General features: G+C 64.2%; 13 protein-coding genes. 8 read left to right on the forward strand and 5 right to left on the reverse strand.

Going from position 1 to position 22,988, the window contains the following annotated elements:
• Positions 1–6 precede the first annotated feature (6 nt).
• The 5 genes from SMA01S_RS16270 to SMA01S_RS16290 all read left to right on the forward strand — a co-directional run bounded on the left by SMA01S_RS16270 (position 7) and on the right by SMA01S_RS16290 (position 10,719).
• Entirely contained in the window at positions 7–2,586 is a 2,580-nt protein-coding gene (locus SMA01S_RS16270) for a beta-mannosidase (protein WP_066824698.1), read from the forward strand.
• Positions 2,583–5,147 (forward strand): glycoside hydrolase family 3 C-terminal domain-containing protein, encoded by a 2,565-nt coding sequence (locus SMA01S_RS16275; protein ID WP_066824701.1) that lies wholly within the window; start codon positions 2,583–2,585, stop codon positions 5,145–5,147. Before SMA01S_RS16270 ends, SMA01S_RS16275 begins: the two co-directional genes overlap by 4 nt.
• A 58-nt stretch (positions 5,148–5,205) precedes the next feature.
• The gene (locus tag SMA01S_RS16280; RefSeq protein WP_066824703.1) at positions 5,206–7,128 is read left to right on the forward strand and encodes an alpha-L-fucosidase; all 1,923 of its coding nucleotides are present in this window, start codon (positions 5,206–5,208) and stop codon (positions 7,126–7,128) included.
• A gap of 237 nt (positions 7,129–7,365) precedes the next feature.
• A complete protein-coding gene (locus SMA01S_RS16285; protein WP_157093989.1) occupies positions 7,366–7,626 on the forward strand; it encodes a hypothetical protein in 261 nt (86 codons plus the stop codon).
• Between the two features lie 78 nt (positions 7,627–7,704).
• Positions 7,705–10,719: a TonB-dependent receptor domain-containing protein gene (locus tag SMA01S_RS16290; RefSeq protein ID WP_066824707.1), complete on the forward strand. Its 3,015-nt coding sequence runs from the start codon at positions 7,705–7,707 to the stop codon at positions 10,717–10,719.
• Between the two features lie 228 nt (positions 10,720–10,947).
• On the opposite strand, the gene SMA01S_RS16295 is transcribed toward SMA01S_RS16290, so the two are convergent.
• The 4 genes from SMA01S_RS16295 to SMA01S_RS16310 form a co-directional block, all read right to left on the reverse strand.
• On the reverse strand, positions 10,948–12,783 hold the full coding sequence (locus SMA01S_RS16295) for a calcium-binding protein (RefSeq protein ID WP_084250374.1): 1,836 nt from the start codon (positions 12,781–12,783) through the stop codon (positions 10,948–10,950).
• A 257-nt stretch (positions 12,784–13,040) separates the two neighbouring features.
• Positions 13,041–13,556, reverse strand: a complete 516-nt coding sequence (locus SMA01S_RS16300; protein WP_066824713.1) for a GNAT family N-acetyltransferase — start codon at positions 13,554–13,556, stop codon at positions 13,041–13,043.
• A gap of 218 nt (positions 13,557–13,774) precedes the next feature.
• Positions 13,775–15,694, reverse strand: coding sequence for an NPCBM/NEW2 domain-containing protein (locus tag SMA01S_RS16305; RefSeq protein WP_066824716.1), 1,920 nt, complete (start codon positions 15,692–15,694; stop codon positions 13,775–13,777).
• Between the two features lie 171 nt (positions 15,695–15,865).
• Positions 15,866–16,912, reverse strand: coding sequence for an alpha/beta hydrolase (locus SMA01S_RS16310; RefSeq protein ID WP_218016911.1), 1,047 nt, complete (start codon positions 16,910–16,912; stop codon positions 15,866–15,868).
• Between the two features lie 191 nt (positions 16,913–17,103).
• Between SMA01S_RS16310 and SMA01S_RS16315 the strand changes: the two genes are divergently transcribed.
• On the forward strand, positions 17,104–20,034 hold the full coding sequence (locus tag SMA01S_RS16315; RefSeq protein ID WP_245649310.1) for a glycoside hydrolase family 31 protein: 2,931 nt from the start codon (positions 17,104–17,106) through the stop codon (positions 20,032–20,034).
• A gap of 329 nt (positions 20,035–20,363) precedes the next feature.
• On the opposite strand, the gene SMA01S_RS16320 is transcribed toward SMA01S_RS16315, so the two are convergent.
• The gene (locus SMA01S_RS16320; protein WP_218016912.1) at positions 20,364–21,254 is read right to left on the reverse strand and encodes a hypothetical protein; all 891 of its coding nucleotides are present in this window, start codon (positions 21,252–21,254) and stop codon (positions 20,364–20,366) included.
• 503 nt (positions 21,255–21,757) lie between these two features.
• Here SMA01S_RS16320 and SMA01S_RS16325 point away from each other — a divergent pair.
• Both SMA01S_RS16325 and SMA01S_RS16330 read left to right on the forward strand, forming a co-directional pair.
• Positions 21,758–22,507: a glucose 1-dehydrogenase gene (locus tag SMA01S_RS16325; RefSeq protein ID WP_066824721.1), complete on the forward strand. Its 750-nt coding sequence runs from the start codon at positions 21,758–21,760 to the stop codon at positions 22,505–22,507.
• Positions 22,508–22,552: 45 nt separating this feature from the next.
• Positions 22,553–22,978, forward strand: a complete 426-nt coding sequence (locus SMA01S_RS16330; RefSeq protein ID WP_066824724.1) for a hypothetical protein — start codon at positions 22,553–22,555, stop codon at positions 22,976–22,978.
• The last annotated feature ends 10 nt before the right edge of the window (positions 22,979–22,988 follow it).

A 22,988-nucleotide genomic window follows, 5' to 3' on the forward strand; every position in this document is an offset into this window, starting at 1 on the left:
CGCGGTATGCTCGCGCTGCTGCTGCCGGCGCTCCTGGCCAGCGTCTCGGCCTGGGCGGCGCCGCGCGAGACAATATCGCTCGACGGCGCTTGGCAAGTGCGGATCGATCCCGCCGACCAGGCGGCGAGGGCGCACCCCAAAGAGGCACAATGGTTTCCCGCGCGCGTGCCGGGCAGCGTCCAGCAGGACCTGATCGCCGCCGGTCGCGTCCCGGATCCCTTCAAGGGGATCAACGAGGCGCCGATCCAATGGGCGGGACTGACAAGCTGGCAGTTTCGGCGCGTGATCGACGTGACGCCGGCGATGCTGGCGCGCGAGCATGTCGAGCTGGTGTTCGACGGGCTCGACACGTTCGCGACGGTGACGGTGAACGGCAGGCAATTGCTGGCCACCGACAATGCGCATCGCCGCTGGCGAGTCGATGCCAAAGCGGCGCTGAAGCCGGGTCGCAACGAACTGATCGTCGCCATCGCATCGCCGATCCGGACGCTCCAGCCGATGGTGTTGGCCACGCCCAATCCGCTGCCCGGCGAATATGATTCCGCGTTTGGCGACGAGCCCAAGGGCAAGCAGACCTCACCCTATATCCGCAAGCCCAAATATCAGTACAGCTGGGACTGGGCGCCGCGGCTGGTGACCATAGGCCTATGGCGGCCGGTGCGGCTCGAAGCGTGGGACGAGGCGCGGATCGACGGCTTCCGCGTGGACCAGGAAGCGCTCAACGACAGCGAGGCGCGGCTGGTCGCGCGCTGGCGGATCACCGCCGATGGCCCGGCGACCGTCACGGTGCGTGCTCGGGTGACCGGGCCGGACGGCAACAAGGTCGAGGTCAGCCGCGCCGCCAGCCTGGTTGCTGGCGACAATTGGGTGAGCGCCCCGATCGCGATCGAGAAGCCGCAGCGTTGGTGGCCCGTCGGCTATGGCGCGCAGCCGCTCTATTCGGTCGAGGCGCTGCTCGACACCGGCGGCGAGACCAGCGACCGGGTGACCCAGCGGATCGGGCTGCGCACCACCGAGTTGATCCGCAAGGACGGCAGCTTCGGCTTCCGGATCAACGGCGTGCCGATCTTCGCCAAGGGCGCGAACCTCATCCCCTTCGACAGCTTCCCGGCGCGCGTGCCGGAGGCGCAGATGCGCCAGATCCTCCAAAGTGCGCGCGACGCCAACATGAACATGATCCGCGTCTGGGGTGGCGGTTATTATCTGGACGACGCTTTCTACACGCTCGCCGACCAGATGGGCCTGATGATCTGGCAGGATTTCATGTTCGGCGGAGCGGTGACACCGCCCGATGCGGCGTTCCGCGACAATGTGCGGATCGAAGCCGACGAACAGGTCGAACGGCTCCAGCCGCATCCGTCGATGGTCGGCTGGTCCGGCGGCAACGAGGTCCTGGCGGGCTGGGAGAATTGGTCCGACCGCAAGGCGTTCAAGAAAAGCGTCGGCGCCGACGAACAGGAGCGGATCGGTACGGGCATGGCGGTGCTGTTCGACCGCGTGCTGCGCGACGCCGTGCTGACCCGGGCGCCGGGCACACCCTATTGGCCGGGCTCGCCCTCGGCCGATTATGACGGCCCGGTCGACACCGACAAGGACGGCGACCGCCATTTCTGGGATGTGTGGTCGGGCTCCAAGCCGGTCGAGCGCTATCTCGATTCGTGCCCGCGCTTCATGTCCGAATATGGCTTCCAGGCGATGCCGGACCTGTCGACGATCCGCGGCTTTGCCGGCAACGGCCCGCTCGCGATCGACAGCCCGGTGCTCAAGGCGCACCAGAAGTTCCTGGCGGGGGAGGGCAACGAGCGCCTCCAGCTCTATCTCGACCAGCGGCTGCGCAAGCCTCGGGACTTTGCCGACCTGGTCTATCTGACGCAGGTCAACCAGGCACAGGCGATCGAGATGGCGGCGCGGCATCACCGCGCGTGTCGGCCGGTGACCCTGGGCTCGCTCTACTGGCAGCTCAACGACACATGGCCGGCGATCTCATGGTCGAGCATCGACTATAACGGCCAGTGGAAGCTGCTCCATTATGCGGCGCGGCGCTTCTTCGCGCCGCAGGCGATCGTCGCCGAGCATAAGGACGGCGCCACGCGCATCGCGCTCGTCTCCGACGCGACCGCGCCGATCGCGGCCGAATGGCGCATCCGCGCGTTCGACATGGCCGGAAAGCCGCTCGGCGCGAAGGCCGCGGACGTGACGCTCGAACCGCTGGGCGCACAGGAGGCGGCGAGTATCGCCGATGCCGATCTGTTCGCGGGCGCCGACCCCAAAGCGAGCTTCGCCGTCGCCGAACTGCTGGTCGACGGACGCGCCGTCTCGCGCACCATCGTCGAGCGTGCGCTGCCCAAGGACATGGCCTATCCGGCGCCCGGGCTCACCGCACGCTGGAACGGCAAGCGCGTGACGATCACGGCGGGCGCGCTCGCTCGCGCGGTGATGCTCGACTTCGGCGACGTCGCCGCGCAGCCGAGCGATGACGGCTTCGACCTCCTCCCTGGTGAGAGCGTGACCATCGACGTGGTTTCCGACGCTTCCGCGGCGGCGCTTCGCCGCGCGCTCACCCTACGCACACTGGGGCCGCAATGAGCATTCCGCTGATCCTGCTCGCCCTGTTCGGGCCCGATCCCGATGCGGTGGCCAAGACGGTAGAGACGATGACCGTCGAGGAGAAGGCGGCCCAGCTCCAGAATACGGCCCCCGCCGATGCCGAGGCGGGGCTTCCTGCCTATGACTGGTGGAACGAGGGATTGCATGGGCTGGCGCGCAATGGCGACGCGACCGTCTTTCCCCAGGCGATCGGGCTGGCGGCGACATGGGATCCCGACCTGATGCGCCGCGTCGGCGATGTGGTCGCGACCGAGGCGCGCGCCAAGTTCAACGCGCGTCCGATCGGCGCCGACCGGCGGATTTACGAAGGGCTGACGATCTGGTCGCCCAATATCAACATCTTCCGCGATCCGCGCTGGGGCCGTGGCCAGGAAACCTATGGCGAGGACCCGTATCTGACCGGGCATCTCGGCGTTGCGTTCATCCAGGGATTGCAGGGTCCCGATCCCGCCCACCCCAAGGTAATCGCCACGCCCAAGCATTTCGTGGTGCATAGCGGCCCCGAGGCCGGGCGCGACGGCTTCGACGTCGACCCGAGTCCGCAGGACATGGAATCGACCTATCTGCCCGCTTTCCGGCTGGCAGTGACGGACGGCAAGGCGCGGTCGCTGATGTGCGCGTACAATGCCATCCATGGCGTTCCCGTCTGCGCGCAGCCGTCGTTGATGATCGATCGGCTGCGCGGCGACTGGGGTTTCACGGGCTTTACGGTTTCCGACTGCGATGCCGTCGCCAACATCTCCCTGTTCCACCACTACCGGCTCGACACCGCGGCGGCGGCGGCGGCGGCGATCAAGGGCGGCACCGACCTCAATTGCGGATCGGCCTATGCAGCTCTGCCCCAGGCGGTGAAGCGCGGGCTGGTGAGCGAGGCCGAGATCGACACCGCGCTCGTCCGCGCGCTCTCCGCGCGGCAGGCGCTTGGCACGGTGTTCGGCGCCACCAGCCCCTGGAACCGGATTTCGCCGGAGGCGGTCGGCACGCCCGCGCATCGGGCGCTCGCGCTGGAGGCGGCGCGCAAAGCGATCGTATTGCTCAAGAACGACGCAGGCCGGCTGCCGCTCGCGGCCGGCAGCCGCGTCGCCGTGATCGGCGCCGATGCCGACGACCTGAACATTCTTGAAGCCAATTACCACGGCACCGCCGTCGATCCGGTGACGCCGCTGGAGGGCATCCGCCGCCAGTTCGGCGCGACCAATGTGCGTTATGCCCAGGGCTCGACTTTGGTCGACGGCGCCCCCGTCCTGGTACCCGAGACCGCGTTCACGGCAGACGGCCAGCCCGGACTGAAAGCCGAATATTTCGCGAGCCCCACCGTTACCGGCGCACCGGTAGCGGTGCGGCGGGACCGGCGGATCGACTTCAATTATACGCGTGCCGCGCCGCTTGCCGGTCTCGACGCCCGGGGGTTCGCGGTGCGCTGGACGGGTACGCTCGTGCCGCCGGGACCGGGGCGCTACACGCTGGCGATCGACATTCCGGCCTGCTGGAAGGATTGCAAGACGCACGACGCGGTGCGGCTGTGGATCGACGGCAAGCCGCTCCATCAGGGGCCGCTCGGCAAGGGGCGGGTCGAGCTTCCGCTCTTCAGCGACGGACGCCGCCACGATTTCCGGCTCGAACTCGACCATCACGGCGAGGACGAGGGGATCAGGTTGCTGTGGATCCCGCCGGCCGAGCCCTTGCTCGCCCAGGCCGTGGCCGCCGCCCGCGATTCCGACGTGGTGGTTGCGGTGCTTGGCCTCTCGCCCGATCTCGAGGGCGAAGCGCTGCCGGTGAGCGTGCCCGGCTTTGTCGGCGGCGACCGGACCGACATCGCCTTGCCGCTCGCGCAGCAGCGGTTGCTCCAGGCGCTTCGCGACACCGGCAAGCCGGTGGTGCTGGTGCTGACCAGCGGCAGCGCGGTCGCGGTGGATCCGGCGATGGCCGATGCGATCCTGGCTACATGGTATCCGGGGGAAGCGGGCGGCACCGCGCTGGCCGAGACGCTGGCGGGATTGAACAATCCCTCGGGACGTCTGCCCGTGACCTTCTACAGGTCGACCTCGGACCTGCCCGCCTTCGTCGATTACGGGATGAAGGAGCGCACCTATCGCTTCTTCACCGGAACGCCGCTCTGGGGGTTTGGCTATGGTCTTAGCTACACGCACTTCGACTATGCGGGAGTGACGGCGAAAGCGATCGGCACCACCGCGCCGGTCGATGTGCGCGTCACGGTGCGCAACAGCGGCGCGCGGGCAGGCGAGGAGGTTGTGCAGGCCTATCTCGTGCCGCCGGCCGAAAAGGGCACGACGTTCACCGGCCCCGTGCTGCAACGCCAGCTGGTCGCGTTCCGCCGCGTGGCGCTGGCCCCCGGCAAGGCCCAGACGCTGCGCTTTACGCTCGATTCGCGCAGTATCAGCACGGTTGCGCGTGACGGCACGCGTCGCGTCCTTCCGGGCGGCTATCGCCTTTGGGTGGGCGGCGGGCAGCCCGGCACGACGCCCGGCCAATGGGTCGATTTCACGCTCGGCGGGGAAGCGCAGGCGTTGCCGAAATGATCGACCACCGCACCTTGTGGCGCCAGCTTCGGCCGCGCTCCCGTCTGAGAGGATCCGCATGACCGAGTTTTCCCGGCGCAGCCTGATCGCCACCGGCCTGGCGGCCGGCACCGTGCCCGTGCTTCCGGCACTGGCCGGCGCGCGCTCGGCCGCGCCCAAGCCTTTCGGCGCGGTGCCCAGCCCGCGGCAGTGGCGCTGGCATGGCCGCGAGCGATACGCATTCGTCCATTTCTCCATCAACACCTTCACCGACAAGGAATGGGGCTATGGGGACGAGGATCCCAAGCTCTTCAATCCGAGCGACTTCGACGCCGACCAGATCGTTGCAGCGGCCAAAGCAGGCGGGCTCGCGGGGCTGATCCTCACCGCCAAGCATCACGACGGCTTCTGCCTATGGCCGACCAAGCTCACCGAGCATTGCATCCGCAACAGCCCCTACAAGGCGGGCCAGGGCGACATCGTGCGCGAGATGGCGGATGCCTGCCGCCGCGCGAAATTGCCGTTCGGCCTCTATCTCTCGCCCTGGGATCGTAACCACGCCGATTATGGCCGCCCCGCTTATGTCGACTATTATCGCGCCCAGCTGACCGAATTGTGCACGCGCTACGGCGCGCTGTTCGAAGTGTGGTTCGATGGCGCCAATGGCGGCGACGGCTATTATGGCGGCGCGCGCGAAACGCGGAAGATCGACGCGCCGCGCTATTACGACTGGCCGTCGATCGTCGCCCTGGTCCACAAGCTCCAGCCGGATGCGTGCACGTTCGATCCGCTGGGTGCCGACATCCGCTGGGTGGGCAACGAAGACGGCGTAGCCGGCGACCCTTGCTGGCCGACCATGCCCAACGAGCCCTATGACCAGAAGAACGGCAATGCCGGGGTCCGCGGCGGCGCGCTCTGGTGGCCCGCGGAGACCGACGTGTCGATCCGTCCGGGCTGGTTCTACCACGCCGACGAGGATTCCAAGGTGAAAAGCCCCGAGCGGCTGATCCGGCTCTACGACGAATCGGTGGGGCGGGGGACCAATCTGAACCTCAACATCCCGCCCGATCGCCGCGGGCGGATACCCGACCAGGACGTGCGAATCCTCAAGTCGTTCGGCGACGCGATCCGCGCGACCTTTGCCCGCGATCTGGCCCGAGGGGCGGTCGCGCATGCCAGCCACAGCCGCGGGGCCGGCTTCGAGCCGGCGCGCGTGCTCGACGGTGATCGCGAGACCTATTGGGCAAGTCCCGACGGCGTGGTTGGCCCGACGCTGACGCTCGATCTCAGGCCGGGGACGCGCTTCGACGTGATCCGCCTTCGCGAATATCTGCCGCTCGGCGTGCGGGTGACGCGCTTCGCAGTCGATGCCGAGATCGATGGCGCCTGGCGCACGCTTGCCCAGCATGACTGCATCTCGGCGCAGCGCGTGATCCGGCTCGATGCGCCGATCGCGCCGCGCCGCGTGCGGCTACGCGTGCTGGATGCGGCAGTCTGTCCGACGATTAGCGAGTTCGCGTTGTTCCGTGCGGTCGCGCCGGTGCCGGTGCCGGCGATCGTCTCGAGCGACCCCAATGTGCTCGATGTGGCCAAGTGGAAAGTCGTGTCGGCCAGCGCGCCCGGCGCGGAGAGATTGCTCGACAACGATGCGGCGACGATCTGGGTGCAGGCGCGCCCGACGCCCGGCGCGCCCGCGCAGGTGACGGTCGACCTGGGCGCGGATGCGAATCTCGCCGGATTCAGCCTCACGCCCTCGCGTCAGGTGATGACCGACGCGGCACCACCCAAAGGCTATATCGCCGAGACGAGCCTGGATAATACCAATTGGGAACCAGCGGCGGCAGGCGAATTCTCCAACATTGCCTACGCGCTGTCGACGCAGCGAATCGCTTTCGCGAAAATGCGCCGCACACGCTATCTGCGCCTGACCTTTTCTGAGGCAGCTGTACCGGCAGCGAAGCTCGCAATCGCGGGCATAGGCGGGTTTGTCGCGCGCCCATAGCGCCGAACGCTTCCCCAGCCGGCTCCATCGGATCGGCTTCCAAACCTTTGAATAATCGCGCGACTGACGGCCCTGTGCTGGGCCGCGGCTGCGCGATCGCGCGACCGCCACTGGCCAGTTGGTATGCAAGTGGTGCGAAAATGATAAACCAAAGTAATTTTTGGTATTGCATTGAATTTTTATATATGAGAATTTTTGCTGTGCCGCGGGAGTGTCTCCGGGGACGATCGGGGCGCTTTGAGCCTCTGGCAGGTCGCGAAGGATCTGGGATTGATATTGATGGGGATGTCTCGCCGCGGCGCATTTTACTCCGGACTTTCCGGAGCTGCTGTCGCGCAGCCGGTGCCAGCGCAGCCTGCGCGGCGCGCCGTCCTCGCGTCGACCTTGGATTTTGTCGCTGCCAATGTCGCGGCCTTGAAGCTCGACAGCCGGGCGGGCGCCTCCGCGCTTCGGCCCGGCCTGGCCTTTGCGATGACCAGCCAAGCAGGGGGCACGTAAGTCCAAGCCGCTGAGAGCCTAAAGGGCCCGGCGGAACGAAGTGATTGTCAGGGATCGAAAAACAAGAGGGATTTAGTCATGCCACGTTTGCACAAGCTGTTGTTGAGCACCACCTGCGCCGCCGGCCTGTTCGCCGTGCCTGCGATGGCACAGGAAGCGGCCAATCCGCCGGCCCCCGAAACCGCGCCGACCAGCAATGTCGACATCATCGTCACCGGCAGCCGTATCACGCGCCCCAATACCAGCGCCGCTGCGCCGGTCACGTCGGTCACGTCCGATGCGATTCGCGCCCAGGCAGCGGTCAATATCGAGGAGGTGCTGAACCGCCTTCCGCAGGTCGCGCCGGACAGCCAGCAGAACTATCAGGATTCGGACGGCCGCCAGCGCGTCAAGCTGCGCAACCTGGGCTTCGAGCGTACGCTCACGCTGATCGACGGCAAGCGCGCCGGTACGATGAACGGCGTCGACCTCAACATGATCCCGACCGCGCTGATCGAGCGGGTCGACGTCCTGACCGGCGGCGCCTCGGCGGTCTATGGCTCGGACGCGGTCGCCGGCGTCGTCAATTTCATCATGAAGGACGACTTCACGGGCATCCAGCTCAACGCGAATTACAATTTATACGCGCATCAGAACAAGCCCGGCCTGATCTCGCAGGTCGCCAGCCAATACGGCTTCGCACAACCGGCCCGCGGTCTCGCCACCGACGGCGGTCGCGCCGATTTGTCGCTGACCGCGGGCACCAAGCTGTTCAACGATCGCTTCCACATTTCGGGCTATGTCAATTACCGCAAGGCCAACCTCGTCCCCTATGACGCGCGCGAGACGTCGGGCTGCCAGCTGGTCGAGAACGTCAAGGACGGCCCGCTGACCTGCTCAACCTCGACCTACACCTATAACGGCTATGTGTCGCCGCTGAGCGGGCCCAACGCCGGCAACGCTTATGTGAACAATCCGAACGGCACGCGGACCTTCGTTCCGTATTCGACCGCGGTGGCCGCCAACCCCTATTCCGACTATTCCTTCCAGCGCGCCAACGAACGCTGGAATGCGGGCGGCTTCGCCTCGTTCAAGATCTCCGACGCCGCGGAAATCTATACCAGCGCGATGTGGTTCCGCGACAAGTCGGTCAACGGCTTCCCGGCGCGAATCTACAGCTACACGGCCTTCGGCTCGACGCCCTATCAGGTCAATTGCAACAACCCCTACCTCTCCGCCTCGCAGTCGCAGGTGATCTGCGGCGCGCAGGCGGGAACCAGCGCGATGGTTCCGGTCGAGCTTCGCTACCGCTTTGCCGGCGTGCCGGATCTCGACGACCGATACATGAACGAGGGGCTGCGCCTCACCGGCGGTATCCGCGGCCAGATCGCCCAGGGATGGAGCTACGACGTCGGTGGCGTCTATGCCCGCAACCAGCAGGATTATAGCTGGTCCTTCCCGTCCATCGACCGGGTCAACAACGCGCTCAACGTCGTCAACGTCAATGGTGTGCCGACCTGTGCCTCGGGAACGGCCGACGGGTGCCTCCCGCTCGATCCGTTCAGCTCGCTCTCGCCGGTCAACAATATCGGCGTGTTCAACTATCTGGTGAACGGCAGCTACGGCACCCAGAGCACGGTGAACCGCCTCTACAACGTCGTCGCGACGGTGCAGGGCGACCTGGGTACCTATGGCATCAAGGCTCCTTGGGCCGAGCAAGGCGTAGCCATCGCGTTCAGCGCCGAATATCGCAAGGACGAGCTGGAGAGCACCGCCGACGCGCTGTGGCGCGCCAATATGGGCGGTACCGACCAGAGCCTCGCCCAGCATGTCTGGGAAGGCATGGTCGAGCTTCAGGCTCCGATCGCGCAGCACAAGCCGTTCGCCGATCTCCTGCAGGTGAACGGCGCGTTCCGCCTCTCGAAATATAGCAGCAACCCGAACACCTTCTCGACGTGGAAAGCGGAAGCATTGTGGGCGCCGATCCCGGACATCACGTTCCGCGGGTCGATCAACCGCGCGCAACGCGCGCCGACCGTGGTCGAGGCGTTCCAGGGCAGCAACATCAGCTACGACCGCATCACGACCGCTTATAACGACATTTGCGGGCCAACCCCGATCGGGACCACGACCGATCCCAATACCGGTCAGCAGATTCCGATCTATGGTGCTCCCCAGGCGTCGCAAGCGGTCTGCGCCGCCACCGGCCTGCCTGCCAATCTGTACGGCAGCCCCACCTTGCTGTGCCCGACCGATGTCGGCTGCACCGTGCGACGCGGCGGCTTCACGGTGAATCCGGAAACGGCCTATACCAAGACCCTCGGCGTTGTGCTGAAGCCGCGCTTCCTGCCCGGCCTGACCGTCTCGGTCGATCGCTTCGTGATCAATCTCAACGACTCGATCGGCTATAACGACTATGACTATTTCTCGAACGGCTGCCTTGCTACCGGCAGCCAGTTCTTCTGCCAGATGTTCGTACGCAACGCCAACGGCACGCTCTACAGCACCCCGTCGACCAATCCGACGACCGGCTTCCTGCGCGGCGGTACGACCAACTATTACAAGAGCAAGTCGCACGGCTGGGATTTCCAGGGCCAATATGCGTTGTCGCTGGGCGGCGCGGGACGGCTGGATTTCGACTTTACCGGCTCGTTGACCACGCTGGCCGGCGGTCAGGATTCGCCGATCCTGCCGAAATATAACTGCGCCGGCTATTATGGCGGCGGCTGCGGCCAGTTGATCCCCAAATGGTCGCATGAGCTGCGGGCGACCTATACGACCAACGACAAGTTCTTCAGCGCGTCGCTGAACTGGCGCCATTTGGGGCCGCTCACCAACGTGACGAACTCGGGCGATCCGGCGCTCGGCTGGACGCCGGCGGGTGTGCGCACGACTTTCTATCGGATCCCGGCATACGACTATATCGATCTGGCGCTCAGCTTCCGGGTCACCAAGGCGTATTCGTTCCGTATCTCGGCGAACAACCTGTTCGACCGGACCCCGCCGATCCTGCCGAATTCCTACAATTACGGCCTGTCGCGCAGCAACACGCTGTCGGCGCGGTACGATTCGCTCGGCCGCCAGGTCGCCGTCGGAGTAACTCTCAACTTCTGATGCCTTCCCTCCACCCCTGGAGGTCTTCCCCTGAGCCCGCCTCTTCGCCGAGGCGGGCTCATTTTTTTGGTGTTGTCTAGGCGCAGCCCAGAGGCCGCGTTTCGCGACGACGACGTGATCGGCTGACCGACCGACTGGCGGAGATGTTAGTCCAAGGCGGACTCGTCTCTGGACGATGCGCCTCGGTCTTTGAACACAGCCGCGGAATCAAATCGCGGCGGCATGGATTCAAAGAATGAAGTCACTCGCGGTGAGCTGTGGCTGCCCCAGCAGCGTCAGCATGAGTTCCGCAGTGGCATAGTCCCCGTCGGTGTCGCCCAGGACAACTGTCGTGTTGCCACTTGCATACCAGATCAGGTCGTGCCCGGCGCTGAACTGCGTCGCCTGCACCGGTGCGGCGAAATGGTGCTGTACGTCGGACAGATAATAGATGAGGGACAGATCAATACGATCGGTACCCGGCACGAAATCCGTGATTATGTCGTTCGTGTCGCGGAGGCTCGCATATCCGAAAACGTCTCTGCCATCGCCGCCGGTCAAGGTGTCGGCACCATGGCCGCCAATGATCAAATCATCACCCTGTCCGCCGCGCATAACGTCAGCGCCCGAACCGCCCCACAGGGAGTCGGAGTCCTCATTTCCGTCGATGATGTCATCGCCTGAGCCGCCGCGAATGAAATCGCTGCCTCGGCCTCCCGAAAGGATATCGTTTCCGCCCCAGCCAGTGATGGAATCATAGTCATCGCCCGAATCGATTATGTCTGGGCCGCTCGTGCCGTGGAGATTGTTCCTGCCATTGAGCGCGGAGGGCGGCACCATGCTGAACAGGACGCCGCCCAGAGGGTCATTGTCGTAGTCGTACGGGTCGCCTTCGCCATTGAAAGCGACTGGAAGGAGAATCTGGTTGTCGGCACCGCCAAGATTTACCGTCTGGTCCGCAAACGCAACCGCCTCGAAGTTCTTCGTGCTGAACCACCCCGTGTCGCCATTGCTGCGGTCGATATCGTTGATGATGAAGCCCCCGTTGCCATCGCTCTGGATGGAATAGCCGGAGCGGAGAAAGGGCACGGTGACGGTATCGTAGCCATCACCGCCGTCCATCGACAGTGAGCCGCCGACCCGACTGTTCGAACCGGTCCGTACGGTGCCAAAGTCGTCAGCGGCGCCGAAGACGAGACTCACCGCTTCGATATCGCGGAAGACCAGATCGACGAAATCGCCGCCGACACTCCCGTCAAAGCCTTTCTCCCCCACCGAAGTGATATTGAAGGAACCAGTATCGGGCGCACTCTTCGAAAGATCGGCGTGAAGCGTGTCGAATCCTCCACCGCCTCTGAAGAATTGCGTGCGCTCTTCGGTCGTGGGGTTGACGATCTCGAAGGTGTCGTTTCCCGTGCCCGTCACAACTGAATAGGCTTCGATATTGGTGAGCTTGGTTCCGTTCGACAATGTTCCCGACGTACCCTCCATCCGGAACGTCAGGCCGGTCCTGTTCGTGGCGTAATTTCCGGACCAGTCGTCGACGCCCGAACCGCCATCGATGATGTCGCTTCCGATCGAACTGATATGGTCGTCGCCATCTCCCGTCCGGACACGATTCATGCCGGTTCCCAGAGTGACGTCATATCGCTCGAAGTTGAGGAAGCTACCGTAGGGCGACAATACCGATCCGGATCCGTTCACTTCGAATATGGCATTCCTGACGTCCGAAAGATCGATGGTAAGCCGGTCCTCGTCATCGGCGGCCTCGCCAGCGTCAAGGAATAGCTGACCACGGTGCTCGAGCGCGGGAACTTTTACCCGCGCGAAATCCCAGGCTTGCGTCATGACGATGCTGAGATCCGCAATATTGGCGAAACTGCCCGTGCCGGCCACGTTACCCGATACCGAGCCGTAGAAGCCGCTACGGTCAGCGGCGATATCCACTTCGATGGGATTTACCTCTCCCGAATAATCGAGCGCCAACTTGGCTCCCGGCTCGGTTGAAACTTGCTGTTGCGCGGGAGCAGTCAAAGTCATGAAAGAATTTGGAAGTGACGCGGATAAGGGTTGCAGGAGAGCCATTACATCCTCCACCTCGGCATGTGCGGAAAGATATCTTGCAGGATCTCATCGTCCGGCACTTGCGAGGATAGGCAGGCGCCGCGAAACGGCAATACGAGTTTGCCCCTAACACTAAGTGATAGCAGACACCTGTACGAAAGGACTCATAGGGTGCTGCCAGTCTAACGCGAACTCGTCTCTGAGCGGTGCACTAAAGTCTTTATAGACATGCCACCCCCCGAAGGTTGCTTTGGTCAGGCTGACACCTTGGCGCTTGCTTAAGGATACTCCCGCAAGTCCTCACGGCTAAGGCGTAGATCCACGCTGTCACACCAACGATCGCCGATGAGCCAAGTTCGTTCCCGCCGCCCGATCTCGCGAAACCCAAGTTTGGTAAGCAGTCTCAGCGAAGCTTCATTGTGCGGATCAACATCGGCTTCGATAGATTTAAGGCCAGTCACGTCGAAGGCGCGGTCAACAAGAAGCCGCAGCGCTTCGACCGCAAATCCGTGGCCCCAAGCATCTGGCCGAAAAATGAAGCCGATCTCGGGGAAGCGAAAGAAACCAGCCTTGCCGATGACTCGGCCAGCATGTTCGACAACGAAGTCTTCGCCCTCGCCAGGTGGAATGTCGATCATGCTCTGAAGCCACTCGCGCGACTCGTCGAGGCTATCGTGCGGCGGCGTCGACCAGAAGGCCGTTGCCGTCGGGTCGCTCAGGATCGCGTGGAACGCTTCAAGGTCGTTCATCGTGGCAGTGCGTAGGCGCAGTCGCTTGGTTCGAAGCTCACTCATGCGAAGAGAATAGCACCCTGGCGATACGTCATGAGGGGTTTGATCAGCAACATTTGAAGATGAGGTCGACGAGCTTCAACACAGATTCGAAGGGGGAAAGCCGCTCCCGGCCTCAATAAGTAGGTTTGCGCCGATGCCCGCCTTGGGGCTAACGAACTCAGCGGCATATGACGGAGAATGGGGCGGAAGCCCGCCGGCCGCTTTTATGAGCCTACGGCCTAGTCTCTGAGCAACGCCGCGTTTCCCCATGTGATGACGGTAGGCGCGTTGTTCCTGGCGGATTTGCCGCGCGCCACCAGTTCGACGATCTTTACACCGGCAATGTTGACGCCCAGGACCTGCGCCGCTTGACCGAAACGGGTCGGCTTGGACGTCGCGAGGAGTTTGCCGTCTCCATAGACGAAGAAAGTCACGACATCGTCCGTATCGAACGTCGAATCATCGACGCCCGCCTCGGCGACGAAGCGGCGGAACTGGCCATCGGCCCTGACTTCGAATCGCGAGTTCGCGAGAACGCCCAACCCCGTCTGATACATCTTGCCGTCGACGCGCAATGCCTGCCGATAGGGTGTGGCGTCGGCCTGCGCGCCGCCCCATCCGGTGTAAGCGGGCGGCTCGCCAGTGTCGGTCGTACCGCCCCAGGGATTGATCATGCGATGGATCGTCGGATCGGGCTGGGGAATGACCACGCCGTCGACGGCCGGATTCACGCGTCCGGTCATCTCCGACAGATAGAGGCCGTCGGCGAGCGTGCGCGTGCCGGCGGCATCGAAGATGAGCGTCTGGCGCGGGTCGAGATGCACCTTCGTTTCACCGGAAAAGGCGGGCAGGGTCGCGCCGGTCCACAGATCCTTGAGCGTAACCGGCGCCGCGGCGGCGAATTTCATGTGGCCGGCCGTCAAGGTCACGTCCGCCGGAGCTAGCCCGCGGTTGAAGATCGCCACCGCCTTGTGGCCATTGCTCAGCGTCTTGATCAGGATCTGAACGTCGTCCGTGTCATAGGCGAGCACCGCCTGGTTGCCGGCCGGGTCCTGATCGACGGCGATGATGTTGCTGTTGCCAAGGATATCCGTCAGCGATTGCGGCGCGTTCCTCAGGTCGTAACCGATCAGAAGCGGCGCCGACAGCATCGACCACAGCGCAAAGTGCGACTTCGCTTCCGACAGATGGTGCTCGTCGAAGTCGCCATGACCGACAAAGAGCATGTCGGGATCATTCCAGGAGCCCGGGTGTGCATAAAGCGGGCGGTCGGCCGCGCTGTCGAAATTGGCCAGCATCCGCGTCCAGCTGGGTGTGATGTCGTCGCTCGTCCGCGACAGATTGCCGACATCCTTGGCCCAGGCGCGGACATCGGCGGAGCCCCACGCACAGATTGACAAGACATAATCGCCATCCGGGTTTGTCCGGCGCAGCGCGTCGGCGACATGCTGATAGAGCCCGCGGACGGCCTGGATATCGGTGCGGCGAATTTCCTGCACGTCGATCAGCGGGCCAAGCGCGCGATACTGCCCCGATTTGACGCGCTCGCTATCCGGACCGAAGGCGCGGAGGCCGCAAGCATCGACCTTGATGTAATCGAACGCCCAGTCCCTGAAGTAGAGCTCAATGTCTTGATCGATATGGCCGTACAGTCCGACTTCGCGCTCGGCGATCGTGCCCTCGGGCAGGTTCGGTGCATTTGGCGCGAAGGCCTGGGAACAGTTATTGGCGCCGATATCCGAATAGATTCCGGCCTTCAGGCCCATGGCATGGATACGATCCGTAAACGGCTTGAAGCTGGTCTGTTCGGGACCGCCGATCGCGGCGGACGGAAAAATCGAGGTGCGCACGACCATGTGACCGTCCGCGGTTCGGCGCTTCAGCCACCAACCGTCATCGATGTTGATGTAGCGATAGCCTTTCGCGGCCAGGCCGCTGTCAACTATGGCCTTGGCGGAATCCAGAACCTTTGCTTCGGTAACGTCGGTGTGGAAGGCGTTCCACGAGTTCCAGCCCATCGGCGGCGTTGCCGCTTGGCCTGCCGCCACCGCAGTCCAGCGACCAGTCGGCGCCAGCGGATCGTTCGAAGCATAGGCGCCGCTACCGCAACATAATGAACAGGCGAGGACGCCGAAAAGCGCTTTAGGAAATCGCGTCATTATGCCTCCCAATCATTGCTCATTATGAAATCAGGTCAAAACGTCCCCGTTTCGGCACGCCGCACTTTTCCGGGCCGGGATACGGATCCGGGCCGGGATAGGGACGATGGCCGGTCCTTCGGAATCAAAACGCTTCCCCCGGGGTCGTTTTCGGCCTCGCTGGAACCGACCCTAGCCGAACAGCTTTTGCTCACGGGCAAAATCGAGGAACAGCGGCAACCATAGGCCATCGGGGCTGCCCGGCCGCGAGCGCACGCCAAAGCCGTGGCCGCCATGGGCGAACAGATGGGTTTCGACCGTGATCTTGGCCGCCACCATGGCATCGCGCAGCCGTACGGTATTGGCCACGGGCACCGTGTCATCGTCCTCGGCATGCACCAGAAAGGTCGGCGTGGCGGCGGGGGTGACGTTGAGATCCGGCGACCACTGGCGGATCTGGGCGGGCGTCGGCGGACCGCCGAATAGTGAGGGCGCCGCGCCGCCATAGGCATAAGCGGGATCGACGCTTTGCACCGGATAAATCGGCGCGGTGAGCAGAGGCCGCGCGCTGAGCTGGTCCGTGGCGTCGACCGGCGCATAGAATGGCGCCGAATGCCGCGTGGCCAGGCTGGCGGTGAGGAATCCGCCGGCGCTGAAGCCCATCACGCCGACCCGTGCCGCGTCAAAACGCAAGCGCGCGGCATTGGCGCGGATGACGCGCATCGCGCGCTGGGCGTCGGCGGGGCCGACGCTCGCCGGATCGCTCCACCCGTCCTGGGCCAGGCGGTAGAACAACACGAAACAGGTGATCCCGGCGCGGTTCAGGATGTCCGCGATGTAATAGCCTTCGTGTTCGAAATAGTTCCAGGCGAAGCCGCCGCCCGGAATGACCAGCATGGATGAGCCATTGGGCTGGGCCGCGGGAAAGACGACCATATGAGGCTTTGAGATGCCTTTCATGCGCCGACTGCTGTAAGCCGGATTCGACGAGGACTGTTCGACAAGCTCGGCCATGTCCGGATGCAGGGCGCCTGTCGGCGGATGCGGCCACAGCTCGATGATCTCGCGCGCGTTCGCCGAACCCGGCTGGGCCTGCACCTCGGCCGCCGCGCCCAGGCCGATCGCCGAAGCGCCCGCCAGGGCCAGGTGAGATTTCACAAAATCGCGCCGCGAAAGGCTCATGGAAACATCCTCCCTTGCTGTGGGCCCTATACTATCGAGTCGCCCCGAAGCGGCCATTTATGATCATAGATTTTCATACCTGAGAATAGGGTGCCGGCAACCTCCCCAGGTCGAGCCCTCAGCGGCGGGGGCTCCGAAGTACGTTTGGCGGTTGCCATACGGCGCAAATTTCGCAATTGATAGCGCTATCATAATTGGCCCGCCCTGGCGAACAGGGCTGTGGCAACAATTGAATTGGAGAGAAGCTGGTGGGCGATGGCGGTATTGCGGTTTTCGCGCTCCGTGTGGCGGCGATAGCGCTGATCGCCGGTAGCGGGGCGGTCAACGCGAAGGAGATCCCGACAGGACTCGACGCGAACGGGCACCTCCAGGCAGTCTCGCCAAGGGATAGCCGCGCCTTCGCTTACCAACGCCTCGCCGATGGCGTGCAGTTGCGCGTCAATGGCGTCACCAAGAATATCATCTTCTACGGCGCCGACACGGTACGAGTGAACGCCAATCTGGGCGAGAATTACTGGACCGCGCCGAGCATCGTCGTTGTCACCAAGCCCCAGCCGGTTCCCTTCACGATCGCCGAGACGCCGAAGACCCTGACGATCATCGGACAGAAGCTGCGGATCGAGGTGGACAAGGCGACAGGGGCTTTACGCTTCCTCGATCCGAAAGGGCGGCTTTTCACTCAGGAAAAGGCGGAAGCGCCGCAGGAGCTGAAGAAGGTCACCATCGCGGGCGCCCCTACCTATGAGGCGACCAACAGCTTCACTCTGCGCCCGGACGAGGCGATCTACGGCTTCGGCTTCACCGGCGACGATACCAGCAACCGGCGCGGCAAGGACCTGCTCCTCGTCCAGACCAATGTCGGCATCATCATTCCCGTCATGATGTCGACCCGGCGTTACGGGATAATGTGGGACACCTATTCCCAGATGCGCTTCAAGGACGATGCGGGCGGCGCATCCCTCTGGGCCGAAAGCGCGCCGGGAGGCGTCGACTATTACTTCATGGCGGGCAAGTCGGCGGACGACGTGGTCGCCGACTACCGAGCGCTCACCGGACAGGCGCCGATGTATCCGAAGCAGGCGTTCGGCCTGTTCATGAGCAAGGAGCGATACAAGACGCAGGCGCAGCTGCTCGACGTCGCGCGCACCTTCCGCGAAGAGAAGTTCCCGCTCGATTATATCGTACAGGACTGGCAATATTGGGGCTCGGACGAGGACGGTAGCTGGAGCGGGATGATATGGGACCCGACCCGCTATCCCGATCCGCGCGGGATGACTCGCCAGCTCCACGACATGAACCTGAAGCTGATGGTGTCGATCTGGCCGTCGATCGGCAACGACACCGCGCTCGCGCGCGAGTTGGACGCCCACCAGCTCCGCTTCGAGCCGCTGCACTGGATCTCGAAGCATGCGCGAGTCTACGACGCCTATAGCCGGCTCGGTCGGCAAATCTATTTCAAGTACATCAAGTCGGGTCTGCTCGACCAAGGCGTCGATGCACTGTGGATGGACGGCACCGAGGTCGAGGTGAGCAGCGCCATGTGGAACGCGGCCGACAATATCCGCGACACCAAGGCGCTCGGCTCCAACGCGCTCGGCGACTTCTCGCGCTATCTCAACCCCTATTCGTTGCTGACGACGCAAGGGACCTATGACGGCGAGCGCGCGACGAGCAACAAGCGCGTCTTCACGCTCACCCGATCGGCTTGGGCCGGCGCGCAGCGTACGGCGGCGGCGTCGTGGAGCGGTGACATCTCCGCGAGCTGGAAAACGCTCAAGCAACAGATCGCCGGCGGCGTCGACGTGACCGTGACGGGCAACCCCTATTGGACCAACGACACCGGCGGCTTTTTCGTCTCGGGCTTTCCCGGTGGCGAGCAGAATCCGGCCTGGCGAGAGCTGTTCGCGCGATGGTTGCAGTTCGCGGCGTTCAACCCGATCATGCGCATTCACGGCACCGACGTCGAGCGCGAGCCCTGGCGTTTCAAGACGCTCGACCCGCAAGTCTATGCCTCGCTGCTCGACAGCACGCGCCTGCGCTATCGGCTGCTACCCTACATCTACGGTTTGAGCTGGAAGGTCACGTCGGCGGGCTACACGCTGATGCGGCCGCTGATGATGGACTTCCCCGATGATCGGGCGACCGACACGATCGACGACAGCTTCATGTTCGGGCCATCCTTGCTCGTTCACCCGGTAACGCGCGCGATGTATCACATCCAGCCGCCGCCAGCGGCGACCGTGCCGACCGAGTATCTGCGCACGCCGGATGGCCAGCCGGGGCTTGCCGGGCAGTATTTTGAGGGCGAAGACTTCGGGACGCCGAAAGGCCGCTTCGTCGACACCAAGATCGATCACAACTGGCCCGACCCGCCCCTTGCGGACATTCCCGGCGGTCTCACCAAGCTCAGCGACTTTTCGGTTCGCTGGCAAGGCACGCTGACCGTGCCCGAGGACGGCACCTACGAGCTTGGGCTGGAAGGCGACGACGGGTTCCGCCTGATCGTCGACGGCAAGATTTTAGTGTCGAGCTGGCAGATTGGGGCCGCGCGCTATGAGGGCGCCAAATTGTCCTTCCGCAAGGGGCAGCAGGTTGCCGTTACGATCGAATATTTTCAGGGCGGCGGCGATCGTTCGCTGCGCTTCGGCTGGCGACCGCCGAGCGAGTTGAGCGCGGCGGGAAGCGCTACCCGCGCGCTCGACACTTCGGTTTCGACCTATCTGCCCAAGGGCGCCGACTGGTTCGATTTCTGGAACAACCAGCGTCTCTCCGGCGGGCGAACGGTGACGCGGGACGCGCCGCTCGACCTAGTGCCGCTTTATGTCCGCGCCGGCTCGATCGTGCCGATGGGGCCGGAGGTGCAATATGCCACCGCCCAGGCCGACGCCCCTTATGAGGTGCGCATCTATCCGGGCGCCGATGCCCGGTTCACGGTTTATGAGGACGACAACGAGACCTACAATTACGAGAAGGGCCAGCGCGCGACCTATGATCTTGTCTGGAACGACAAGGCTCGCTCCCTGACGGTCGGTGCGCGGCAGGGGGCGTTTCCCGGCATGGTGAAGACGCGGAGGCTTGATGTCGTGCTCGTTGGTGCTGCCGGTCAGGGCGGGCTCGCGCCCGCCGCAGCCACCAAGCGCGTCATGTATACCGGCCGCCCGGCGGTAGTCCGTTTTTGATGCCGAAAGGACGCCGCCGAATGTGCCTCAGACCAGAAGGCGCTTAGCGCCTCGTCTGACCGCCCCATGCCGCCACACGCGCGCCGGCGGCGGGAAAGGCGTCGGCCAACGCCAATCCGGTTCCCGACGCGCGACTGGCAATCAACACGCGCTTTCGTGGGGCTCGGCTCATTCCGGGCCCGGCGAAACATCATGAGTCATCACAATGTTAGCCTTGCAGGCTTATTTGGCGTAGCCGTCAGTCAAATGCGGACCGCGCTCTGGACGATGCATTTCATCGGACAACACCATCAGGCTGACAAGCCGTAACGGCGTTGACGTGGATGATCCTAGTAAACTGCCGAGGAGTCGCTGGCGGGGAAACTCTCGCCCAGCGCCTCGTCGAGAGCGCGGTCCTGTACCTCGGCAGTTGCGTCGACAGGAAGCCGGCCCGCCAGCCACAGGGCCAGATTCTTCACATAGCGCCGGACTGAAAGCTGTGCTTCCGGCGAATGCGCCAATCCGTTGCCGGGCGTCTCGTCGACGAAGCTCGGACAGCCCTTGAGGGGATCCCAATTGTAGTCAGCGAAATGGTGAAAGGTTGATTCCGCCAGCGCGGGGCCACTGGCCGGCGACGGTTCGAAAGCCACGGCGATGTTGAAGGCGCGACCGCTTACCTTGCTGGTGCCGGTCGCAATCACACGCGCGGAGGCATCCTCGGGCGGCGCTCCGACCGCGCCTTCATGCGGATGCGATGGCATGTAGCGGATCAACCCGCTCGGCGCTTCGGCATCGCGCAGCACGGGATGGGGTTCGCCGACGATGTCGATCTCCTGGAAATCGCCGTTCGCGCCCGAATGATAGTTCGGCCAGAGGATATATCCGGTCTCGCGGTCGTCGATGACCCGGCGCGCCGCGTCCGTCTCCTGATGGCTGCTGTGAAAAAAATGCGCGGCACCGACGCCGCCCAGCGTACAGACCGAGCACCCCAGATCCATGTGGTCGCGCGTCACCAGCAGGCCGCGCCCGGCATCACGAAACCGGCCGATCGCCGCGCAATCTTCGGGATCGAGCCCGTCTCCGGTGTCGACCGCGAACAGCCACAACTCGTCGAAATCCGAGCGGTCAATCGTCGAAAGTATCGGATCAGGGCTGCCGGGCGCGGTGCGATCCCGGGCCGTCACATCACAGAGCGGCGCTCCGTCCTCATCGGTCAGCCCCGCGAGATAGTCGCGCAGCATCGAGAAGCGGCCGATGTTCCAGTCGTCGGCGACCGGCGGGATCGTGGTCTGGAGCAGGATACGGATCGGCGACGACATTCATTCCTCCTGGGCATTGGAAGGGCCGGACAGGTGGGGCCCGACTGCGACTTCGTCGGCCGCAGGGTGAAATCGGGAAAACCCCTGCGTTTGTCATCGCGGTCACGCCCGACTAACGCGGCTCACAAGCTGCTCCAGTATTTCGACCGGAGCTTCGGTCTATCTTGTGGCGCGTTCGCGCGGCGGGCGCATCTGGACGGGGGGATGTCCAACCAAGACCTTGGAAGGTGCGGGGCTCAACCTTGGGACAGGTGACGGGTGTGGGCTCTCATACCGGTCCGGACGACGCATTGCAGGAAGGCACGTGATGCTTTGGAAGATGAGGAACTGACCCTTTATCAGGGAAAGGCTCGACCAGCGCATAGGTTTTGCAGGCTGCGGCGGCCGCTATTTTTCTGGGGCACAACCCGAAAGGCCCCGCGGCAATGTCACTACTTACCGGCAAGACGGCACTGATCACCGGCGGAAGCAGCGGCATTGGGTTTGTCACGGCAAAGCGCTTCGCCGCCGAAGGTGCCCAAGTCGCGATCACCGGTCGTCGTGGCGACCTGGTGGAAAAAGCCGCCGCTGAAATCGGATGGGGATCACTGGGACTGGTCGGTGACGTCGCGGATTTCGCGCATCACGACCGGGTCGCGGAAGAGGTCGCCATGCACTTCGGTGCGCTCGACATCTACATGGCCAATGCCGGGATCATTACCATTCGCAATTCCGCGGAGGTCGCTGAAGAGGAATATGACGCGCAGTTTGCGGTGAACGCGCGCGGCACGTTTTTCGGCGTGCAGAAGATATTGCCGATCATGCGCGACGGCGGGGCGATCATCCTGACCGGGTCGCTGGCCAGCGAGAAGGTGCTGGATGGCCATGCCGTCTATGCCGGGTCGAAAGCGGCGATCGGCGCCTTCGCGCGAACCTGGGCGATCGAACTCAAGGCGCGCGGTATTCGTGTCAATGTGCTGAGCCCTGGGCCGACCGACACCGACATCGTCAACAAGCTCGGCGTCCCGCCCGATCAGCTCGAGACCTTCGAAGCGGGGATAGCCGCGGCAATCCCGCTCGGGCGGTTCGGCCGACCGGAAGAATTGGCGGAAGCTGCGTTGTTCCTCGCCTCGGACGCCAGCAGCTTCATCACCGGCATCAACCTTCGCGTCGATGGCGGCATGGCGCTGCTGTGACGCGCCGGTCGCTTGTTCAAACGCCTGTTACGGAGTGAATTCCTTATGACCACGCCCGTCGTCGATCCTGCGATCGAACATTTCATCGCCGACGTCGTCAATATCGGCAGCGCCTATGACCTGGACGGCATGGAGCGGCTGTATACCGCCGACCAGACGTTTCTGATCCTGACCGGTGAGGGCGAGGTGATGCGGTTCACTCGCGCCGAGGCGTTCGCCGAATTCCGGGCACGCCGCGACGCCGGCGAGGCGCCGCTCTCGACCGAATACCGCATCCTGTTCGTCGAGCAGCAGGGCGAGGACGCGGTCGCGTTGCTCTATCGGCGGATGAGCCAGGAGGCGCCGCCGGTGATGTACGAGCTCCGCCTCCGCAATCAGTCTGGACGATGGGCTGTCCGCGGCGAGACCGTGACGCCATGGCCGGGCGCTGCGGCCGGATCGTTTCTGCCGCCGCGCAAGATGGCGGCCTGAGCCGCACCTC

This window comes from Sphingomonas mali NBRC 15500 (assembly GCF_001598415.1).
GTDB classification, from domain to species: Bacteria; Pseudomonadota; Alphaproteobacteria; order Sphingomonadales; family Sphingomonadaceae; genus Sphingomonas; species Sphingomonas mali.

Coding starts and splice junctions, on each gene's coding strand:
- SMA01S_RS16270 (WP_066824698.1), top strand. CDS start 7: ATGCTCGCGCTGCTGCTGCCGGCGCTCCTGGCCAGCGTCTCGGCCTGG.
- SMA01S_RS16275 (WP_066824701.1), top strand. CDS start 2,583: ATGAGCATTCCGCTGATCCTGCTCGCCCTGTTCGGGCCCGATCCCGAT.
- SMA01S_RS16280 (WP_066824703.1), top strand. CDS start 5,206: ATGACCGAGTTTTCCCGGCGCAGCCTGATCGCCACCGGCCTGGCGGCC.
- SMA01S_RS16290 (WP_066824707.1), top strand. CDS start 7,705: ATGCCACGTTTGCACAAGCTGTTGTTGAGCACCACCTGCGCCGCCGGC.
- SMA01S_RS16295 (WP_084250374.1), bottom strand. CDS start 12,783: ATGGCTCTCCTGCAACCCTTATCCGCGTCACTTCCAAATTCTTTCATG.
- SMA01S_RS16300 (WP_066824713.1), bottom strand. CDS start 13,556: ATGAGTGAGCTTCGAACCAAGCGACTGCGCCTACGCACTGCCACGATG.
- SMA01S_RS16305 (WP_066824716.1), bottom strand. CDS start 15,694: ATGACGCGATTTCCTAAAGCGCTTTTCGGCGTCCTCGCCTGTTCATTA.
- SMA01S_RS16310 (WP_218016911.1), bottom strand. CDS start 16,912: ATGGCCGCTTCGGGGCGACTCGATAGTATAGGGCCCACAGCAAGGGAG.
- SMA01S_RS16320 (WP_218016912.1), bottom strand. CDS start 21,254: ATGCTGCGCGACTATCTCGCGGGGCTGACCGATGAGGACGGAGCGCCG.
- SMA01S_RS16325 (WP_066824721.1), top strand. CDS start 21,758: ATGTCACTACTTACCGGCAAGACGGCACTGATCACCGGCGGAAGCAGC.
- SMA01S_RS16330 (WP_066824724.1), top strand. CDS start 22,553: ATGACCACGCCCGTCGTCGATCCTGCGATCGAACATTTCATCGCCGAC.